13 protein-coding genes are annotated in these 18,937 nt (G+C 73.9%); 10 read left to right on the forward strand and 3 right to left on the reverse strand.

The window, feature by feature from the left end:
* Positions 1 to 114 precede the first annotated feature (114 nt).
* The 4 genes from O7600_RS18810 (at position 115) to O7600_RS18825 (ending at position 6,848) form a co-directional block, all read left to right on the forward strand.
* Positions 115 to 1,902, forward strand: coding sequence for an HSP90 family protein (locus O7600_RS18810; RefSeq protein ID WP_281589128.1), 1,788 nt, complete (start codon positions 115 to 117; stop codon positions 1,900 to 1,902).
* Between the two features lie 4 nt (positions 1,903 to 1,906).
* Positions 1,907 to 4,744, forward strand: a complete 2,838-nt coding sequence (locus O7600_RS18815; RefSeq protein WP_281589130.1) for a hypothetical protein — start codon at positions 1,907 to 1,909, stop codon at positions 4,742 to 4,744.
* Between the two features lie 74 nt (positions 4,745 to 4,818).
* On the forward strand, positions 4,819 to 5,433 hold the full coding sequence (locus O7600_RS18820; protein ID WP_281589132.1) for a TetR/AcrR family transcriptional regulator: 615 nt from the start codon (positions 4,819 to 4,821) through the stop codon (positions 5,431 to 5,433).
* 77 nt (positions 5,434 to 5,510) lie between these two features.
* A complete protein-coding gene (locus O7600_RS18825) occupies positions 5,511 to 6,848 on the forward strand; it encodes a biotin carboxylase N-terminal domain-containing protein (RefSeq protein ID WP_281589134.1) in 1,338 nt (445 codons plus the stop codon).
* A 31-nt stretch (positions 6,849 to 6,879) separates the two neighbouring features.
* Here O7600_RS18825 and O7600_RS18830 read toward each other — a convergent pair whose 3' ends face one another.
* Complete coding sequence (locus O7600_RS18830) at positions 6,880 to 8,139, reverse strand: DUF6596 domain-containing protein (protein ID WP_281589136.1); 1,260 nt, start codon at positions 8,137 to 8,139, stop codon at positions 6,880 to 6,882.
* A 14-nt stretch (positions 8,140 to 8,153) separates the two neighbouring features.
* Positions 8,154 to 8,534, reverse strand: a complete 381-nt coding sequence (locus O7600_RS18835) for a YciI family protein (protein WP_281589138.1) — start codon at positions 8,532 to 8,534, stop codon at positions 8,154 to 8,156.
* Positions 8,535 to 8,712: 178 nt separating this feature from the next.
* Between O7600_RS18835 and O7600_RS18840 the strand changes: the two genes are divergently transcribed.
* From O7600_RS18840 to O7600_RS18855, 4 genes are all read left to right on the forward strand, one after another.
* Positions 8,713 to 9,624 carry a hydroxymethylglutaryl-CoA lyase gene (locus tag O7600_RS18840; protein ID WP_281594197.1) on the forward strand — a complete coding sequence of 304 codons (912 nt, stop codon included), beginning with the start codon at positions 8,713 to 8,715 and terminating at the stop codon, positions 9,622 to 9,624.
* Between the two features lie 149 nt (positions 9,625 to 9,773).
* On the forward strand, positions 9,774 to 11,306 hold the full coding sequence (locus tag O7600_RS18845) for an acyl-CoA carboxylase subunit beta (RefSeq protein ID WP_281589140.1): 1,533 nt from the start codon (positions 9,774 to 9,776) through the stop codon (positions 11,304 to 11,306).
* Positions 11,307 to 11,420: 114 nt separating this feature from the next.
* The gene (locus O7600_RS18850) at positions 11,421 to 12,569 is read left to right on the forward strand and encodes an acyl-CoA dehydrogenase family protein (protein WP_281589142.1); all 1,149 of its coding nucleotides are present in this window, start codon (positions 11,421 to 11,423) and stop codon (positions 12,567 to 12,569) included.
* Between the two features lie 102 nt (positions 12,570 to 12,671).
* The gene (locus tag O7600_RS18855) at positions 12,672 to 15,218 is read left to right on the forward strand and encodes a helix-turn-helix domain-containing protein (RefSeq protein WP_281589144.1); all 2,547 of its coding nucleotides are present in this window, start codon (positions 12,672 to 12,674) and stop codon (positions 15,216 to 15,218) included.
* Between the two features lie 204 nt (positions 15,219 to 15,422).
* Here O7600_RS18855 and O7600_RS18860 read toward each other — a convergent pair whose 3' ends face one another.
* The gene (locus tag O7600_RS18860) at positions 15,423 to 15,917 is read right to left on the reverse strand and encodes a MarR family transcriptional regulator (RefSeq protein ID WP_091566138.1); all 495 of its coding nucleotides are present in this window, start codon (positions 15,915 to 15,917) and stop codon (positions 15,423 to 15,425) included.
* A gap of 101 nt (positions 15,918 to 16,018) precedes the next feature.
* On the opposite strand from O7600_RS18860, the gene O7600_RS18865 reads away from it, so the two are divergent.
* A complete protein-coding gene (locus O7600_RS18865; RefSeq protein ID WP_281589149.1) occupies positions 16,019 to 16,600 on the forward strand; it encodes a YceI family protein in 582 nt (193 codons plus the stop codon).
* Between the two features lie 248 nt (positions 16,601 to 16,848).
* A complete protein-coding gene (locus O7600_RS18870; protein ID WP_091566131.1) occupies positions 16,849 to 18,327 on the forward strand; it encodes a glutamate--cysteine ligase in 1,479 nt (492 codons plus the stop codon).
* Positions 18,328 to 18,937: the final 610 nt, after the last annotated feature.

The raw sequence follows: 18,937 nt of genomic DNA on the forward strand, positions 1-18,937 counted from the left end.
CGGACGGTGCGGCCTGCACCGGGTCGAGGGTCAAGCCGACCGACGGAAAGGGGGGCGGACACTGTCGGCCACGGCCGGTACGGTGAGCGCCGAAATCCGGCACCGGGAGCGCGATTGGACCGCACCTTCCAGGTCGACCTCCGTGGCGTGGTCGACCTGCTCAGTCATCACCTCTACGGCAGCCCGCGGGTCTACGTGCGCGAGCTGCTCCAGAACGCCGTCGACGCGATCACCGCCCGTCGGTCCACCGAGCCGGACGCCCCGGCCCGGGTGCGGATCGAACCGCCGGAGCTGACCGGCGACGGGACGCTGCGCGTGCACGACACGGGCATCGGCCTCACCGAGTCCCAGGTGCACGAGCTGCTCGCCACCATCGGCCGCAGCTCCAAGCGGGACGAGCTGGGTTTCTCCCGGCACGAGTTCCTCGGTCAGTTCGGCATCGGCCTGCTCTCCTGCTTCCTGGTCGCGGACGAGATCCGGGTGGTCACCCGGCACGCCGACCAGCCGACCGTGCTCTGGACGGGCTGGTCCGACGGGCGCTACGCGGTGCGGCTCGCCGAGCCGGAGCAGGCCCGCACCGAGCCCGGGACCACGGTGACGCTGGTGCCCCGGCGCGACGCCGACCAGTGGTTCGGCACCCCCACCGTCACCGAACTGGCCCGCCTCTACGGCAGCCTGCTGCCGGTGGACGTCCGGGTCGGCGACACGCCGACCACCGCCGGCCCGCCGCCCTGGCCGACCACGCCCGGCGCGGCCGTCGACCGGGCCGGGCTGGCCCGCTACGCCCGTGACCTGCTCGGCTTCGTCCCGTTCGACGTGGTGCCGCTGTCGGTGCCCGAGGCCGGCCTCACCGGCGTGGCCTTCATCCTGCCCACGCCGGTGAACCCGGCCGGGCGGACCGGGCACCGGGTCTACCTCAAGCGGATGCTGCTCGCCGAGCACGCCGACGGCCTGCTGCCCGAGTGGGCGTTCTTCGCCCACTGCGTGGTCGACGCCGGCGAGCTGCGCCCCACCGCCAGTCGCGAGGCGCTCTACGAGGACGCCCTGCTCGGCACCGTCCGGGAGTCGCTCGGCGACCAGATCCGCGGTTGGCTGGTCCGGCTCGCCACGCACGACCCGCACCGGCTCGCCGAGTTCCTCCAGGTGCACCACCTCGGGGTCAAGGCGCTGGCGCTGCACGACGACGAGATGCTGCGCCTGGTCGACCAGTGGTGGCCGATGGACACCAACGTCGGCACGCTCACGCTCGCCGAGTTCCGCAGCCGGCACGGCCTGATCCGCTACGCCGCCAGCCTGGACGAGTTCCGCCAGCTCGCCGCCGTGGCCGCCGCGCAGGACCTGGCCGTGGTCAACGGCGGCTACACCTACGACACCGAGCTGATCGAGCGGTTGCCCACTGTGGACCGATCGGTGCTGATCGAGCGGTTGGAGCCGAGCGACCTCACCACCCGGTTCGAGATCCTCGACCCGGCGACCGAGCTGGCCCTGCGTCCGTTCCTCGCCGGGGCGCAGCGGGCCCTGGAACGGCTCGGCTGCGAGGTGGTGGTCCGGGCGTACGACCCGGTCTCGCTGCCGGCGCTCTACCTGGTCTCCCGCTCGGCCGCCTTCCACGACCAGCTCGCCGCCAGCCGCGACAAGGCCGACGAGCTGTGGGGCGGGGTGCTCGACGCGCTGGCCGCCTCCGCCCCGCCGGACCGGCCGCAGCTGGTCCTCAACCACCGCAACCCGCTGGTCCGCCGGGTCACCACGCTGACCGACCCGGAGCTGGTCGGGCTGGCCGTCGAGGCGCTCTACGGGCAGGCCCTGCTGCTCGGCCACCATCCGATCCGGGCGGCCGACGCCGCGCTGCTGAACAGTTCCTTCCTCGGCCTGCTCGGCCGGGCCGTACCGGGACAGGAGTGACCTCGTGACCGACGAAGACCTCTGGCGGATGCTGCGCGAGATCGAGTCCATGCCGTACGGCCCGGGGCAGATCGCGGCGCTGGAGCAGTTGCTGCGCCGGGCCGACGCGGGCGAGGACCGGCACCTGGCCTTCGCCGCCCGGATCACCGCGACCCCGGCGTACGTCCACGGTGGGGAGCCGGCGAAGTCGTTCGTCACGTTCTCCTGGTGCCTGGCCGAGTTCGACCGGGACCCGCAGCCCTACCACCAGGGCTACACCCACCAGCTCCTCTGGTACTTCAAGTACATGGTCAACGCCATGCTGAAGTTCCCCGAGCTGCCGCTGGACCGGACGTACGCGGTGCTCGACGACATGGAACGGCGTTACCGGGAGTCCGGGCACTCGCTCCAGGCGGTCCACAAGCACCGGTTCCTGGTCGCCGACCACCTGGGCGACGAGTCGGCGGCCGCCGAGGCGTACCGGTTGTGGATGACCACCCCCCGGGACGCGCTCTCCGACTGCGCCGGCTGCGACCCGACCACGCAGGTGGGCTACCTGGCCGACATCGGCCGGCACGACGAGGCGGTGGCGCTCGCCGAGCCGGTGCTCGCCGGCCGACTGAACTGCGTCGAGCAGCCGCAGGGGATCCTCACCGCGCTGCTCGCCTCCTACCGCGAGACCGGTCGGCGGGAGCAGGCGCGGGACGCGCACCGGGAGGCGTACCGGCGGTTGCGCGGTCGCCTCGCCGACCTGTGGGAGATCGCGAACCACGTCGAGTTCTGCACGGTCACCGGCAACGGGGCACGCGCGCTGGAGCTGGTCGAACGGCACCTCGACTGGCTGGACCGGGCACCCACCCCGGCCGCCGGCATGCACTTCGCGGCCGCCGCCGCGGCAGCCCTGCGGCAGGTGCCGGCCGAGCTGACCGTGCACCGTCGGGCCGCCGGTGACCGGCCGGCCGCCGACGTGCCGGCGGGCGCGCTCGCCGACGAGCTGGCCGACTCGGCCACCGCGCTGGCCGAGCGGTTCGACGCCCGCAACGGCACCACCCACCAGTCCGAGCGGATCGCCCAACGGATCGCGGCCGAGCCGGACGGCGAGCACCTCCCGCTCTCGGCGAGCCTGCGCCGCCCGCCGGTGCCCGCCCCGCGCTCCGGCGGCGGGCCGGTGACCGCCGCACCGGTCACCGTGCCGGCCCAGGCCGACCCCGACGAGCTGCTGGCGCTGGCCGAGGAGTGCTGGCGCACCAACCGGCGGGACGGGCTGGTCGCCGCGCTGCGCGCCTACGACGAGCGGTTCGGCGACACCGAGCTGCCGGCCGCCACCCGGGCCCGGCGGCTCGAACTGCGGGCCGGTGAGGTGTCCCAGGACGACGACGGCGTGCCGGTGGCGATCGAGGTCAACCGCGCCGCGCTGGCCGCCTGGCGCGAGGTGCCGGACCCGCTCCGGGCCCAGGTGGTGGCCGGTCGGCTCGGCGCGCTGCTCAGCACTGTCGAGGAGAGCGCCGAGGAGGGGCTGACCCTGGCCCGGGAGGCGGCCGAGCACCTGGCCGCGCACGGTGAGCCGCGCGAGCGCGCCGCCGCCTGGGACCGGCTCGCGCTGGCCCACGTGCACCGGGAGCGGTGGGCGGAGGCGTTGGACGCGCTCGACCGCGCCGACGCCGACGCCGGCCTCGACCCGTGGCTGGACGGCCGGGTGGCGTTGCACCGCACGCACGTACTGGAGCAGTTGGAGCGGGCCGACGAGTTCCGCGACGCGGCGGTGCGGGCCCGTCGGCTGGCCGGCGAGGTGGGTGACGGCGAGATGCTGACCGCCGCCTGCCTGGCGTACGTCCGCGCGACGGAGGACCCGGCCGATGCGGTGGCGGCGTGCGACGAGGCGTTGGCGGTCGCGCCGGCCGGCGCCCGGCTGCCGCTGCGGGTCACCCGGGGGCGGGCGCTGCTCGCCGGCGAGCGGCCCGCCGAGGCGGTGGAGGATCTCGCCGAGGCGGTCACCCTCTGCGTCGAGCAGGGGCTGCCGGGCGACGCGTTGCTGCGCTGGGAGCTGGCCGAGGCATACCGGGCCGCCGGTCGGCTGACCGAGGCCGCCGAGGTGGCGGAGGAGGCGGTGCTCGGCCTCGACCGGGCCGGCGCGCAGGCCGAGGCCGACCGCTGCCGGCACCTGCTGGCGGGGATCTACGAAGGGCTCGGCGAGCCCGACCTGGCGCTCGGGCTGCTCGACCAGCTGGCCGAGAACCTGGACGGGCCGGACAATCTCCCGCAGCGGGCGCAGGTGCTGGAGGAGGCCGGCGGCATCCTCTACGACGCCGACCGGGACGCGCTGGCCGCGCAGCGGTTCGCCGCGGCCGCGACCGCCTGGCGGCTGGCCGGATACCCGGTGGACGAGTTGCGGGCCCGACGGCGGGAGATGCTCGCCCTGCACTGGTCCGGTGACCTGCCGGCGGCGGTGGCCGCGATCGAGCGGGTGGACGAGGCAGTCGGGGCGCTCGCCGGGCTGCCCGACGAGCCGCCCGTGGTGACGTACGAGCGGGCGATGGCCGCCGACGCGGTGGCCCGGGTGCTGATCGCCGAGGAGCGGATCACCGCCGCGCTGGACCGGGTGGACGGCGTGCCCGACCGGCTCCGGTCGATCGAGGCGTTCGGCGAGGCGGCGCAGGTCGAGGTCCTCACCGGTGAGCTGCTGCTGCGCGACGGTCGACCCGACCAGGCCGAACGTCTGCTGGGCCCGGTGCTCGCCGGGTTGCCCGCCGGTTCCCGTCCGGCCGCCCAGGCCGCCTGGTTGCTCGCCCGGGCGCTGGACGACCAGGACCGCCCGGCCGAGGCGGCGAAGATCCGGGCGGAGCACGGCATCGGGGAGGAGTGAGAGCGTGCCGGTGTGAGGCGACCGACGGGTAACCACGGCTGCCTCACCCGGGACGCGAGGTCTAGGCTGGCCCGGTGGCGGTGGAACAGCAGGCGCGGGGTGCGGCGGGCGCGGCCCGGCGTCGGTCCCGGCGGGACGAGATCCTGGAGATCGCGGTCGGCCTCTTCGCGGCCCGCGGCTACCACGGCGTGTCGATGGACGACATCGGCGCGGCCGCCGGCGTCACCGGCCCGGCGCTCTACCACCACTTCGCCGGCAAGGAGGCGATGCTCGTCGCCGCGCTGATCCCGGTGAGCGAGGGGTTGCTCGCGGGCGGGCGGGAACGGGCCGCCGGCCGCCCGGACGACGCGCGCGGCGCGCTGGAGTCGCTGATCGACTTCCACGTCGAGTTCGCGTTGGCCAACCCGGCGGTGATCGCGCTGCACCTGCACGAGCTCGACCGCCTCCCGGACGAGCCGCGCCGCCGCATCCGCCGCCTCCAGCGGATGTACGTGGAGGAGTGGGTCACCGTGCTGACCGCGCTGCACCCCGGTCTGCCGGACGGCGCCGCCCGGGTGCTCGCCCACGCCGCGTTCGGCCTGATGAACTCCACCCCGTTCCTGGGTGGCGAGGTGGACCGCCGGCGGCGGGCGGAGCTGCTGCGCGGCGCGACCCTGGCGGCCCTGCTCGCGCCCACCGACCCGACCTGACACGCCGCACGCACCTTAACGCGTGTTAAGAAGGGACCCCGGCTTTGCGTCGAGAAGGGGTCACGTCCGTGCCGCACATGATCGAATCGTTGTTGGTCGCCAACCGTGGGGAGATCGCCCGGCGGGTGATCCGCACCGCCCGCCGGCTCGGGATCCGGGCCGTCGCGGTGCACTCGGAGGCCGACGCCGACCTGCCGTTCGTCACCGAGGCCGACGAGGCGGTCTGTGTCGGGCCGGCCAACCCGGCGCTGAGCTACCGCAACGTGGAGGCGATCCTCGACGCGGCCCGGAGCACCGGCGCGCAGGCGATCCACCCCGGCTACGGCTTCCTGTCGGAGAACGCCGACTTCGCCCGTACCGTCGAGGGGGCCGGCCTGATCTGGGTCGGACCCGGCGCGGACGCGATCACCGCGATGGGCGACAAGATCAACGCTCGTAACCTGATGGCGGCGGCCGGTGTCCCGGTCGCGCCCGGCACCACCGAACCGGCCGCCGACCTGGACGCGGCCGTCGCGGCCGCCACCGAGATCGGCTACCCGGTGATGGTCAAGGCCGCCGCGGGCGGCGGCGGCATGGGCATGGGCGTGGCCGCCGACGAGGCCGCGCTGCGCACCGAGTACGACAAGGTCCGCGCGTTCGCCGAGCGGATGTTCGGCGACGGTTCGGTGCTGATCGAGCGCTACTTCCCCCGGGTGCGCCACGTCGAGGTGCAGATCCTCGGCCTGGCCGACGGCCGGGTGGTGGCGCTCGGCGAGCGGGAGTGCTCAGTGCAGCGGCGCAACCAGAAGCTGGTCGAGGAGTCGCCGTCCCCGGCGGTCTCACCCGAGCTGCGGGAGCGGTTCCTGGCCGCCGCGGTCCGGGCCGGCGAGGCGGTCGACTACCGCAACGCGGGCACCGTCGAATGCCTGCTCGACCCGTCCACGCAGGAGTTCTTCTTCCTGGAGATGAACACGCGGCTCCAGGTCGAGCACCCGGTCACCGAATACGTCTACGGCGTCGACCTGGTCGAGGAGCAGCTCCGGGTGGCGTCCGGCCTGGCACCGACGTTCGACCCGGACGCGCTCACCCCGCGCGGCCACGCCATCGAGCTGCGGATCAACGCCGAGGACCCGAAGCGCTTCCTGCCCGGCCCCGGCGCGATCACCACCTGGAACGAGCCGTCCGGCGCCGGAGTGCGGGTCGACTCCGGCTACGTCGCCGGCAACACCGTCACCCCGTTCTACGACAGCCTGCTGGCCAAGCTGATCGTCAGCGGCGCGACCCGGCAGGAGGCGGTCGAGCGGGCGCGCGCGGCGGTCGCCCAGTTCGAGATCGTCGGCCCGAAGTGCAACCTGCCGTTCTTCGCCGAACTGCTGGAGAACCCGGAGTTCCTCTCCGGCGACTACGACACCGGCATCGTCGGCCGCATGCGCTGACCCGCGCTGGTGCCGGACGGCCGTGCCGTCGCTACCGGCCGTCCGGCACCGGGACGGGGTCGCCGCCGAGCTGGTCCCGGCGGCGGGTCAGGTAGGCGCGCTCCGCGGCGTTGCCGGCGAGACCGATCGCCCGATCGTACGCCGGCCGCGCGTCGTCGCGTCCGAGCCGACGCAGCAGGTCGGCGCGGGCGGCGTGCAGGGCGTGGTAGCCGTCGAGGGCCGGGGCGAGCCGGTCGATCTCGGCGAGCCCGGCGCCGGGGCCGTCGACCTCGGCGACCGCTACCGCGCGGTTGAGCCGCACGACCGGCGAGGGGTCGAGCAGCGCCAGGCGGTCGTAGAGGGCGACGATCGTGGACCAGTTGGTGTCCGCCGCGCACGTCGCCTCCATGTGGACCGCGTTGATCGCGGACTGGAGCTGGTAGCGCCCGGGTGGGTCACCGCCGGCGGCGAGCGCCCCGATCCGCTCCCGGATCAAGGCCCTGCCCTCGGCGGCGCGGGCCCGGTCCCACGCGCCACGGTCCTGCTCGGCGAGGGTCACCAGCTCTCCGGTGCGGGACACCCGCGCGGGCCGCCGGGCGTCGACGAGGAGCATCAGGGCGAGCAGCCCGGCGACCTCGCCGTCGTCCGGGAGCAGGGTCCGGAGCAGCCGGCCGAGGTGGATCGCCCGGTCGCTGAGGTCGACGCGGAGCGGGTCGTCCCCCTCGCCGGCCAGGTAGCCCTCGTTGAAGACGAGGTGGACCACCGCGAGCACGCCGTCGAGCCGCTCGCGGATGTCGTCTGCCGAGGGCACCCGGTACGGGATGCCGGCGGCTCTGATCTTCTCCTTGGCCCGGGTGATCCGCCGCGCCATCGCGGTCTCCCGGACCAGGAAGGCGCGGGCGATCTCGGCGACGGTGAGGCCACCGACCAGGCGCAGGGTGAGCGCCACCCGGGCCTCCATGGCGAGGGCCGGGTGGCAGCAGACGAAGACCAGCCGGAGCCGGTCGTCAGCGATCGGGCCGGTCGGTCGGGGAGGGGTGTCGTCATACATGACCAGGGCCGCCCGGTGCTTGGCGTCGCGCTGCGATTCACGACGGAGCCAGTCGATCGCCTTGCGGGTCGCCGTGGTGGCGAGCCAGCCACCGGGACTGGGCGGTACGCCCTCGCGCGGCCAGCGTGCCGCGGCCGCCGCGAACGCCTCCGCCGTCGCGTCCTCGGCGACGTGCAGGTCGCCGAAGCGACGCGTGAGGTCGGCGACCACCCGCGCCCATTCCTCGCGGTGGGCCCGGGTGAGCGCCGCTTCGGCGGTCACCGCCGAGGGTGCGTTCACCGCTTTCCGGAGGCGGCGCGCCGGGCCTGCCCGGGGCCGTGGAACCGGTGCACCTCCTGCGGCCAGCCGAGCACTGTCGCGAGCCGGCCGGCCCAGTGCTGGGCCGCCTCGTCGTCCGCCACGTCCACGACGACGAACCCGCCGAGGTGCTCCTTGGTCTCGGCGTACGGGCCGTCGGTGAAGACGGGCCTGCCGTCGACCGACTCGACCGCGCACACCACGGTGGACCGGCCGAGCCCGCCGTTGGCGAAGATCAGCACGTCCTCCGCCAGCATCTCGTCGATCACGGCCCGCACCGCGACGTCCTTCTCGCGCATCTCGTCCGCCGTGTGTTCGTGCACCCACTCGTCGTTGAACGCGATCAGGTACTCCGTCATGTGGTCCCCCTCGGTCCCGGGCCGCGGCCCGATCGGCCGCCCCACCAGCTCCACGAACGGCGGTGGCCCGATACGACACCATCACGGATCCGCCGGCGGGGCGACCCCCGCCGGGGTGTCACACTTCGGGGAGACGAGCCACGAACGACGTCACAGCGAGGTGACCCCAATGGCGGAACTGCCGGACCACGTCAGCATCCGTGAGGTAGGCCCCCGGGACGGGCTCCAGAACGAGGAGCCGATCCCCACCGACGCCAAGGTGCGGCTGCTCGACGCGCTGTCCCGGACCGGGGTGCGGCGCATCGAGGCCGTCTCCTTCGTCCACCCGAAGGCGATCCCGCAGATGGCCGACGCCGACGAGGTGTGGCAGCGGGCGGAGAAGGTCGACGGGGTGCGCTACTCGGCCCTGGTGCCCAACACCCGGGGCGCGCAGCGGGCGCTGGCCGCCGGCTTCACCGAGATCGAGGTGGTGGTGTCGGCCAGCGACACGCACAACCGGCGCAACGTCAACCGCTCGACCGAGGAGTCGCTCGACGACATCGCCGAGCTGATCGACCTGCTGCACGGCGCGGGCGCCACCGCCGAGGTGATCGTCGCGACCAGCTTCGGCTGCCCCTACGAGGGCGACGTCGATCCGCGGCGGGTCGCCGCGATCGTCGACCGAGTCGCCCGCGACGGCGCGGACCGCGTCGCGTTCGGCGACACCACCGGCATGGGTACGCCCCGACGCGTCCGCGAGCTGGTCACCGCCGTCCGCGACCGCAACGCCCACCTGCCGGTGCTGCTGCACTTCCACAACACCCGGGGCACCGCCCTGGCCAACATGCTGACCGCCATGGAGCTGGGTGTCACCGAGTTCGACGCCAGCGTCGGCGGGCTCGGGGGCTGCCCGTACGCCCCGGGCGCCAGCGGCAACCTGGCCACCGAGGAGGCGGTGCACATGCTGCACGACATGGGCGTCGTCACCGGCATCGACCTGGACGCCCTGATCGAGGCGGCGGAGTTGGCCGAGACCCTGGTCGGCAAGAAGCTCCCGTCGGGCGTCCTCCGCGCCGGCCCTCGCACCCGCCTCACCCCCCTCCCGTCCTGACCCGGCCCCCTCCTTGATCCCGGGGGTGGACGGGAGCGAGCGACACGGCCGGGGCCGCCGGGGGGTGCGGCGGGTGGTGGGTCGCCGGAGGGGGCGGGGGTGGGGTAGCCTAACGATCGTTCAGGTCGGTGGGGTGCAAGGGAGTCGGCGTGACGCTCGACGGTGAGGCTCTGGAGCAGCTGCGCAAGCGCGCCCGCGCCGGCGGTGCGGACAAATACCATGCGGCCAACGCCGCCAAGGGCAAGCTGTTCGCCCGCGAGCGCGTGGCCTACCTGGTCGACGAGGGCTCCTTCGTCGAGGACGGGCTCTACGCCAACGCGATGGCCGACGGGCTGCCCGCCGACGGCGTGGTGACCGGCACCGCGACCATCGACGGCCGGCAGGTCTGCCTGATGGCGAACGACTCCACGGTCAAGGCCGGCAGCTGGGGCGCGCGCACCGTCGAGAAGATCATCCGGATCATCGAGCGGGCCTACTCGACCGGTGTGCCGATGGTCTACCTGGTCGACTCGGCCGGCGCCCGGATCACCGACCAGGTCGACCTGTTCCCGGGCCGGCGCGGCGCCGGCAAGATCTTCTGGAACCAGGTCCGCGCCTCGGGTTCGATCCCGCAGGTCTGCGCGCTGTTCGGGCCGAGCGCGGCGGGCGGGGCGTACATTCCGGCGTTCTGCGACGTGGTGGCCATGGTGGACGGCAACGCCAGCATGTACCTCGGCTCCGACCGGATGGTCGAGATGGTCACCGGTGAGAAGACCACGCTGGAGGCGATGGGCGGCGCCAAGGTGCACTGCACCGAGTCCGGCGTCGGGCACTTCCTCTGCAAGACCGAGAACGACGCGCTCGACGTGGTGCGGACCTACCTGTCCTACCTGCCGTCGAACTGGAAGCAGCAGCCGCCGGCCGCCGAGGTCGTGGACGCGCCGGCGAAGGCCGACCTGGCCGCGCTGGTCCCGGCCAGCGAGCGGCAGGCGTTCGACATGCGCCGCTACGTCAAGGGTCTGCTCGACGAGGGCAGCTTCTTCGAGATCCAGGCGCTGTGGGCCAGGGAGCTGACCGTCGGGTTCGGCCGGCTGAACGGCGAGGTCGTCGGCGTCGTCGGCAACAACTCGATGTTCAAGGGCGGCGTGCTCTTCGTCGACTCGGCCGACAAGGCGACCCGGTTCGTGCAGCTCTGCGACGCGTTCAACGTGCCGCTGCTGTTCCTCAGCGACGTGCCCGGCTTCATGGTCGGCAGCGCGGTGGAGAAGCAGGGCATCATCCGGCACGGCGCGAAGATGATCACCGCGATCTCGGAGGCGACCGTACCCAAGATCTGCGTGGTGGTCCGCAAGGCGTACGGCGCGGGTCTCTACGCGATGGCCGGCCCCGGCTTCGAGCCCGACGCCACGATCGCGCTGCCCACCGCGAAGATCGCGGTGATGGGCGCGGAGGCCGCGGTGAACGCGGTCTACGCCAACAAGATCGCCGCGATCGAGGACGAGGCCGAGCGGGCCGCGTTCGTCGCCGCCAGGCGCGAGGAGTACGAGCGCGACATCGACGTGGTCCGGCTCGCCAGCGAGCTGGTGGTGGACGCGATCGTCGAGCCGCACGAGCTGCGCGCCGAGCTGGTGCGCCGGTTCGCCGCCGCGCGCACCAAGAACCGCGACTTCTCCCACCGCAGACACGGCGTCACCCCCGTCTGACCGTAAGGAAGGGCCCCCTCTTAACGCCTGGTGCATGGAAAGGGGCCCCTCCTAACGCTTCAGCCGCTCCCGGCGTCACGAGCGCCCGGCGGCCCGCCTTCCAGGAGGATCGACATGGACTTCCGGCTCGACGAGGAGCAGCAGGCGCTGCGGGAGAGCGTCCGGGACTTCGCCCGCGAGGTGGTCGCCCCGGTGATCGGCGAGCACTACGAGCAGCACACCTTCCCGTACGAGATCGTCCGGCAGATGGGCAAGATGGGCCTGTTCGGTCTTCCCTTCGCCGAGGAGCACGGCGGCATGGGTGGCGACTACTTCGCGCTCTGCCTGGTGCTGGAGGAGCTGGCCCGGGTCGACTCCAGCGTGGCGATCACGCTGGAGGCGGCGGTCTCGCTCGGCGCCATGCCGATCTACCGGTTCGGCACCGAGGAGCAGAAGGCGCGATGGCTGCCGAAGCTGCTCAGCGGTGAGGCGCTGGCCGGCTTCGGGCTCACCGAGCCGGGCACCGGCTCGGACGCGGGCGGCACCCGGACCCGGGCGGTGCTGGACGGCGACGAGTGGGTGATCAACGGTTCGAAGGCGTTCATCACCAACTCCGGCACCGACATCACCGCGCTGGTCACGGTCACCGCGGTCACCGGCACGAAGCCGGACGGCAGCAAGGAGCTGTCCACCATCATCGTGCCGTCCGGCACGCCCGGCTTCACGGTCGCGCCCGGTTACTCCAAGGTCGGCTGGAACGCCTCGGACACCCACGAGCTGACCTTCGACGACTGCCGGGTGCCGGCGGCCAACCTGCTCGGTGAGCGCGGTCGGGGTTTCGCGCAGTTCCTGCGCATCCTGGACGAGGGCCGGATCGCCATCGCCGCGCTGGCGGTCGGGCTGGCCCAGGGCTGCGTCGACGAGTCGGTGAAGTACGCGAAGGAGCGCCAGGCGTTCGGCCAGCCGATCGGCAACTACCAGGCCATCCAGTTCAAGATCGCGGACATGGAGATGAAGGCGCACACCGCGCGGCTGGCCTACTACGACGCCGCCGCCCGGATGCTCGCCGGTGAGCCGTTCAAGCGGCAGGCGGCGATCGCCAAGCTGCACGCCAGCACCGTCGCGGTGGACAACGCCCGGGAGGCGACCCAGATCCACGGCGGCTACGGCTTCATGAACGAGTACCCGGTGGCCCGCTTCTGGCGGGACTCCAAGATCCTGGAGATCGGCGAGGGCACCAGCGAGGTGCAGCGCATGATCATCGCCCGCGACCTCGGTATGTGAGCGACGCCCCGTTTCGGCCGTCTGTCGGATATCGGCGATGGACGGTCGGGTGGTTGACGATGGGCTGTGGAGCGTCGGACCCGATCCGTACTCTTCGTGCCCATGACTCCCGATCATGATCGTTCGCGGAGCCCCGGTGGTCGGACCCCGCTGTCCGATCTGGTACGCGGGCACCGGCTCGCCGCCGGCCTGACCCAGGCCGAGCTGGCGGGCCGGGCCGGCGTGGGCGTGCGCACGGTCCGTGATCTGGAACGGGGGCGGGCGACCCGACCCCAACGCACCACCGTCGAGCTGCTGGCCGACGCGCTCGGGCTGACCGGAGACGACCGCCGGGAGTTCGTCACCACCGCCCGGCCCGCACCGGCCGATCCGGCGCCGCGCGTCCCGGCCGCCGACGACCCGGGTACGCCGACCGCGTTGCCGAAACCGGTGGCGCTGCTCGGGCGGGACCGGGACGTGGCCGAGGTGTCCGACCTGATCGGCGCGCATCCGGTGGTGAGCCTGGTCGGGCTGGCCGGCGTCGGCAAGAGCGCCCTCGCGCTGACCGTCGCCCACGCGGTGGCGGCCCGCCATCCCGCCGGTGTGGTCGGGGTGCTGGTCGGCGAGGGCTCGGACACGGCCGACGTGCTGGCCGCCTCGGCGGCGGTCTTCGGCGTGAGCCGGCTGGCCGACCTCTCCTGCCGGCTCGCCGGCCGCCCGGCGCTGCTGCTGGTCGACGCCGTCGAGCGGGCGCCCGGGCCGGTGGCCGAGGCACTGCGGTCGCTGACCGCCGCCGCGCCGACGCTGCGGGTGCTGGCGACCGGTCGCCGGCCGGTCGGACTCCCCGGCGAGCTGGTCCGGCCGGTGGCGCCGCTGGACGTGCCACCGCCGGGCGCGCGGCCGACGGAGCGGACCGACCTGGACCGGTGGCCCGCCGCGGCGCTCTTCGCCGCCCGGCTCACCCAGGCCCGGCACGCGCCGCCCACCCCGGCCGAGCTGCCGGCGCTGGCCGCGCTGGTCCGCCGGCTCGGTGGACTGCCGCTGGCCGTCGAGCTGATGGCGGCCCGCGGCCGCATCCTCGACGTCACCGAGCTGCTCGACCGCTACGGCGACCGCGTCCTGGACCTGGCCGACGTGCGGCCCGGCGGGCAGCCGGCCGCCGGCACGGCGACGTTGCGCGAGGCGGTGGCGACCAGCTACCACCTGCTCGCCCCGGCCGAGCGGGCGGCGTTGCGCCGCCTGTCCGCCTTCCGCAACCGCTGGTCGGTGGAGCTGGCCGAGGAACTGCTCGCCACCGGCGCCGACCGGTGGGACGCGGTGCCGCTGCTGGACCGGCTGCGGGAGCTGGGCCTGCTCAGCGTCCGGGGGACGGGCCCGTTCCGGTTCCGGCTGCTGGACGCGGTGCGTGACTTCGCGGCCGAGCAGGCCGACGCCGAGGGCGAGACGGACGACATCCGGCTCCGGCACGCGACGGTGGTCGCCGGGCTGGTCCGGCGTACCGCGCCCGGCCTGGTCGGCGCGGAGCTGCCCGGCAGCGTCCACCTGCTCGACGAGGCGACGAGCGACATCACCGCCGCGCTGGCGTACGCGGGCGAGCGGGCCCCGGCGACGGCGCTGCTGTTGGCCGCCGCGCTGCCCCGCTGGTGGCGGCTGCGGGGGCGGGACGTGTCCGGCCGCCGGTGGCTGCGTCGGCTGCTGGACGATCCGCGTACCGCCGGGGTGCCGCCGGTGCTGCGCGCCTGGGCGCTGCTCGGTGCGGCCCGGCTGGCCGTCGAGCACGGCGCGGGGGCGGAGGAGTTGCCGGCGGCGCGGGCGGCGCTGGTCACCTTCACCGAGGTCGGCGACGTGACCGGGGAGCTGTCCGCCCGGTCGGTGCTCTGCGCGCTGCTGCGCGGTCTCGGCGCCCACGACGAGGCGCGTGAGCAGGCCGAGGCCGCGCTGTCGTTGGCCACCCGGCACGGCCGGGCACGCGAGATGGCCGTTGCCCAGCACCACCTGACCTGGCACGACGTACGGGTGGGGCAGCTGGCCGGGGCCCGGCGGCGGCTGGCCACCGTGGACCGGCTGGCCGCGCAGTGCGGCGACCAGCGCCTGCGCCTGCTGGCCCGGGCCGATCTGGCCGAGCTGACCCGGTGGGAGGGCCGCTACGCGGAGGCGGTCGAGCAGGGGCGGCGGGCCGCCGCGGCGCTGGTGGAGCTGGGCGATCCCGGGCGGCGTCGTCGGGTGGTCGGCACGGTCGGGCTGGCGCTCGCGCTCCAGGGGCGCGTCGACGACGCGTCGGCCGTGGTGTCGGAGCTGTGGCCGGCCGGGCCGGTGCCGGCGCCCCGTCGGCCGTCGGCCGCCGAGCGCTGGGACCCGCCCGGCACGGGTCGGGACGTCCGCACCGAGGATGCGCTCCGCGGACTGATCGAGGGTCAGGTGGCGCTGCACCGGGGGGATCGTGAGCTGGCGGCGGAGTGGTTCGCCGCCGCGGCCGATGCGGCGTCCGGCGGTGCGGACCGGCGGGACCTGGTCGAGGCGCTGGTCGGGTTGGCCGCCAGCACCGGTGAGGTGGCCGTGCTGGACCGGCTGGACCGCGCCCGGCAGGCCACCGGGGTCAGCCTGCTGCCCCGGGAGGAGGAACTGCTCTACTCCCTGGTGGCGCAGCGGGATCGCGCGCGGCGGGGCTGAGCGGAGGGCGCGGGGGTGGCGCGAGCGAAGTAGCCCCCTGGTGCTGCCCCTCGCTCCACGCTCGCGCCAGCACCCCCCGGTGCCCCCCGCTGCCGGAAGCCTATCCGTGTGGGCTGGACGTTTCGCTGGCTTATGCTGGACTTTGTCCCGATCTCAGGACGGTTCTGCCGGTCATTCTGCCGGTGACCGACCGGTAGGCACGCCTCAGCAGGCGGGGGTGCCGGCCGGCTCGGTGCTGCCGGCGGTGGCGCCCGGGTGGACCGCGTCGCGAACCCGGCGCAGGCCGTCCAGGAGCCCGTCCAGCTGGGCCGGGTCGAGCTGGCCGGTGAACCACTGCTCGATGATCTTCAGGTGACCGGGCAGGATCTCGTCCAGTCGGCTCAGGCCGGCGGCGGTCACCACCGCGAAGGAACTGCGCCGGTCGGACGGGCAGGCCCGTCGGCAGATCAGGCCGTCGCGTTCCATCCGGTCGACCACCCGGGTCACGCCGCTGGTCGAGAGCGAGGTCTGCGCCGCGAGGTCGGTCATCCGCAGCTGGTTGTGCGGCGACCGGGCGAGGCGGGTGAGCACCTCGAACTCGACGGGTGACAGGCCGTGCTCCTCGAACTGGGCGGCGAACCGGGCGGACAGCCCGGCGTGCGCCTCGACGAGCAGGCCGACGGCGGTGATCCGGGGGTCGTCGAACACGTTCTGGTCCACGCCACCATCCTAGCAACACTTGACACAGGGAATATTGCCGTAGCTATAGTTGCTCAGTCAGCCGTTGGGCTACTCAACAATCTTCTCCGGAGGAGAGCATCATGACCAGCAGCACCGAGGCGACTACCCGCGACTGGGAGGGCCTCACCATCCCCGCCCCCGGCACGTACCTCCTGGACGCCGCGCACAAGCGGGTGGGTTTCGTCGCACGGCACATGATGGTCAGCAAGGTACGCGGTGAGTTCGCCGACGCCACCGCCACCATCACGGTCACCGACGACCCGCTGGAGTCCGCGGTCACCGCCACCATCCAGGCCGCCAGCATCAACACCGCGCAGGCCGACCGGGACGCGCACCTGCGCAGCCCGGAGTTCCTCGACGCCGAGCAGTTTCCCACGCTGGAGTTCCGCAGCACCGGCGTGACGTCGCGCTCGGGCAACGAGTTCGTGCTCTCCGGTGACCTGACCATCAAGGGCGTGACCCGCCCGGTCGAGCTGGAGGTGGAGTTCGAGGGCGTCGGACGCAGCCCGTTCGGGCAGGACATCTTCGGCTTCTCCGCGTCCACCGAGATCGACCGGGAGGACTTCGGTCTGACCTGGAACGTCGCGCTGGAGACCGGCGGCGTCCTGGTCGGCCGCAAGGTCAAGATCGAGATCGAGGGCGAGGCCGTCCGCCAGGGCTGAGCCCACCAGGCCCACGGGCCCGCGCCGTCTCCACGGTGCGGGCCCGTTCGCGTACGCGGGGTCGTGCGAATTGTCACGTGTTGTTCTTCGGTCCCGGGTGCTGCGCGACGTCTCCGCTGGGTACAGGTGCAGACCTGCGACCGAGCGACGGACACCACCGGACCGGACGCACTTACGCACACCACGTGGATGGTTCACAATGCGTTGCGGAACGGTACGGTTCCGTCGCACCGGCGCCGGGAGGACACATGGGTAGGGACGTCGAGCAGGGCGCCTTCTCCCGGGAGGATCGGGTCCGCTACCGGCAGAAGGTCCGGCGGTGTCTGGACGTGTTCGCGCTGATGCTGGACGACTTCGGCTTCGACGCGGACCGCCCGATGACCGGGCTGGAGATCGAGCTGAACCTGGTCGACGCCGCCGCCGAGCCGGCCATGCGCAACGACCAGATCCTGGCCGACATCGCCGACCCGCTGTTCCAGACCGAGCTGGGACAGTTCAACCTCGAACTGAACGCCTCACCCCGGCTGATCGAGGGCGGCGGCTTCGCCGACTACGAGCAGGATCTGCGCAGCAGCCTCAGCCGCGCCGACGAGCGGGCCGCCAAGTCCGACGCGACCATCGTGATGGTCGGCATCCTGCCCACCCTCACCGAGCGCCACCTGGTCGCCGACAACCTCTCCACGGACGAGCGCTACCGGGTGCTCAACGACCAGATCGTCGGCGCGCGCGGTGAGGACATCGAGCTGGACATCAACGGTGTCGAGCGGCTGCGTACGCACACCGACTCGATCGCGCCGGAGGCCGCCTGCACCAGCCTCCAGTTCCACCTCCAGGTCGCGCCGGACAGCTTCGCCGACTACTGGAACGCGTCCCAGGCGATCGCGGGCGTGCAGGTCGCGGTGGGGGCCAACTCGCCCTTCCTCTACGGCCGGCAGCTCTGGGCGGAGACCCGCATCGCCCTCTTCGAGCAGGCCACCGACACCCGCCCGGACGAGCTGAAGGCCCAGGGCGTACGCCCCCGGGTCTGGTTCGGGGAGCGCTGGATCACCTCGATCTTCGACCTCTTCGAGGAGAACGTCCGCTACTTCCCGCCGCTGCTGCCGATCTGCGAGGAGGAGGACCCGGTCGAGGTGCTGCACGCCGGCGGCGTGCCCCAGCTCGGCGAGCTGCGGCTGCACAACGGGACCGTCTACCGCTGGAACCGCCCGGTCTACGACATCATGAACGGCCGCCCCCACCTGCGGGTGGAGAACCGGGTACTGCCGGCCGGCCCGACCGTGGTGGACATGCTCGCCAACGCGGCGTTCTACTTCGGCCTCGCCCGTGGCCTGGCCGAGTCGGATCGTCCGATCTGGAGTCAGCTCACGTTCAGCTCCGCCGAGGAGAACTTCCACGCGGCCGCGCGGCGCGGGATGGACGCGGTGCTGCACTGGCCCCGGGTCGGCGACGTGCCGGTCACCCGGCTCGTCCTCGACACGCTGCTGCCCGTGGCGGCGCAGGGGCTGGACCGGTTCGGCGTCGCCCCGGCCGAGCGGGACCGCCTCCTCGGCGTGATCGAGGGTCGCTGCCGGACCGGCCGTAACGGCGCGGTCTGGCAGACCGAGACGGTGTGGGCGGCGGAGCGGCACCAGGGCATGGACCGGAAGGCCGCGCTGCACCACATGGTCCAGCGTTACGCCGAGTTGCAACGCGGCAACGAGCCGGTCCACACCTGGCCGGTCGACTGACCCAGCCCGCCCGGTCGATGCCGCCACTTCGGGGAGGTGGTGGCATCGGACCGCCTCTGTTCCCGCCACGTCGGGGAGGTTGCGGCGGGACCGGGGTGGTCAGGGCTTGCGGCGGGTCTTCGGCTCGTCGGTGCGCGCGGGCGGGGTCGCGTCCGAGCCGTTCCCGCCGTCGGGGGCGTCGGTGGCCGGTAGCGCGGCGTCGGGCTGCCGCTGGGGCGGTATGGCGCGGCCGGCACGGTCGGCGGCGGCCCGCGCGGAGCGGCCCCCCGAGCCGGCGCGCGTGCCGGACGACCGACTCGTGCGGCCCGCCGCCGGGGGCGGCCGATCCACCCGGGTGGACTCCGCGCCGGTGCCCGGAGTCGGGTCCGGGTCGGCACCGGAGTCCGGGCCCGTTCCCCCGGTCGGCTCGTCGAGGCGACCGGCCGCCTTCTCCGGAGTGGTGGATGCCGGCTCGCTCGTCCGTGCCGGCGCGGTTGCGGCGTCGGCGTCCGGCGTGGCCCGGCCCGCCCGGCGGCCGAAGAACCTCCGCGCCGGCTTGTCCTCCGTGCCCGGTGCCCGCTCGGCGCCGACGACGTCGGACCCGGTGGTCGACTCGGCATCGCCACCGGAT

This window comes from Micromonospora sp. WMMA1998 (assembly GCF_027497375.1).
In the GTDB taxonomy this organism is placed as follows: domain Bacteria; phylum Actinomycetota; class Actinomycetes; order Mycobacteriales; family Micromonosporaceae; genus Micromonospora; species Micromonospora sediminicola.

What these genes read in the sequence shown, in the direction of transcription:
- O7600_RS18835 (WP_281589138.1), bottom strand. Translation starts at nt 8,534, where the DNA reads ATGACGGAGTACCTGATCGCGTTCAACGACGAGTGGGTGCACGAACAC.
- O7600_RS18855 (WP_281589144.1), top strand. Translation starts at nt 12,672, where the DNA reads ATGACTCCCGATCATGATCGTTCGCGGAGCCCCGGTGGTCGGACCCCG.
- O7600_RS18870 (WP_091566131.1), top strand. Translation starts at nt 16,849, where the DNA reads ATGGGTAGGGACGTCGAGCAGGGCGCCTTCTCCCGGGAGGATCGGGTC.
- O7600_RS18865 (WP_281589149.1), top strand. Translation starts at nt 16,019, where the DNA reads ATGACCAGCAGCACCGAGGCGACTACCCGCGACTGGGAGGGCCTCACC.
- O7600_RS18850 (WP_281589142.1), top strand. Translation starts at nt 11,421, where the DNA reads ATGGACTTCCGGCTCGACGAGGAGCAGCAGGCGCTGCGGGAGAGCGTC.
- O7600_RS18825 (WP_281589134.1), top strand. Translation starts at nt 5,511, where the DNA reads ATGATCGAATCGTTGTTGGTCGCCAACCGTGGGGAGATCGCCCGGCGG.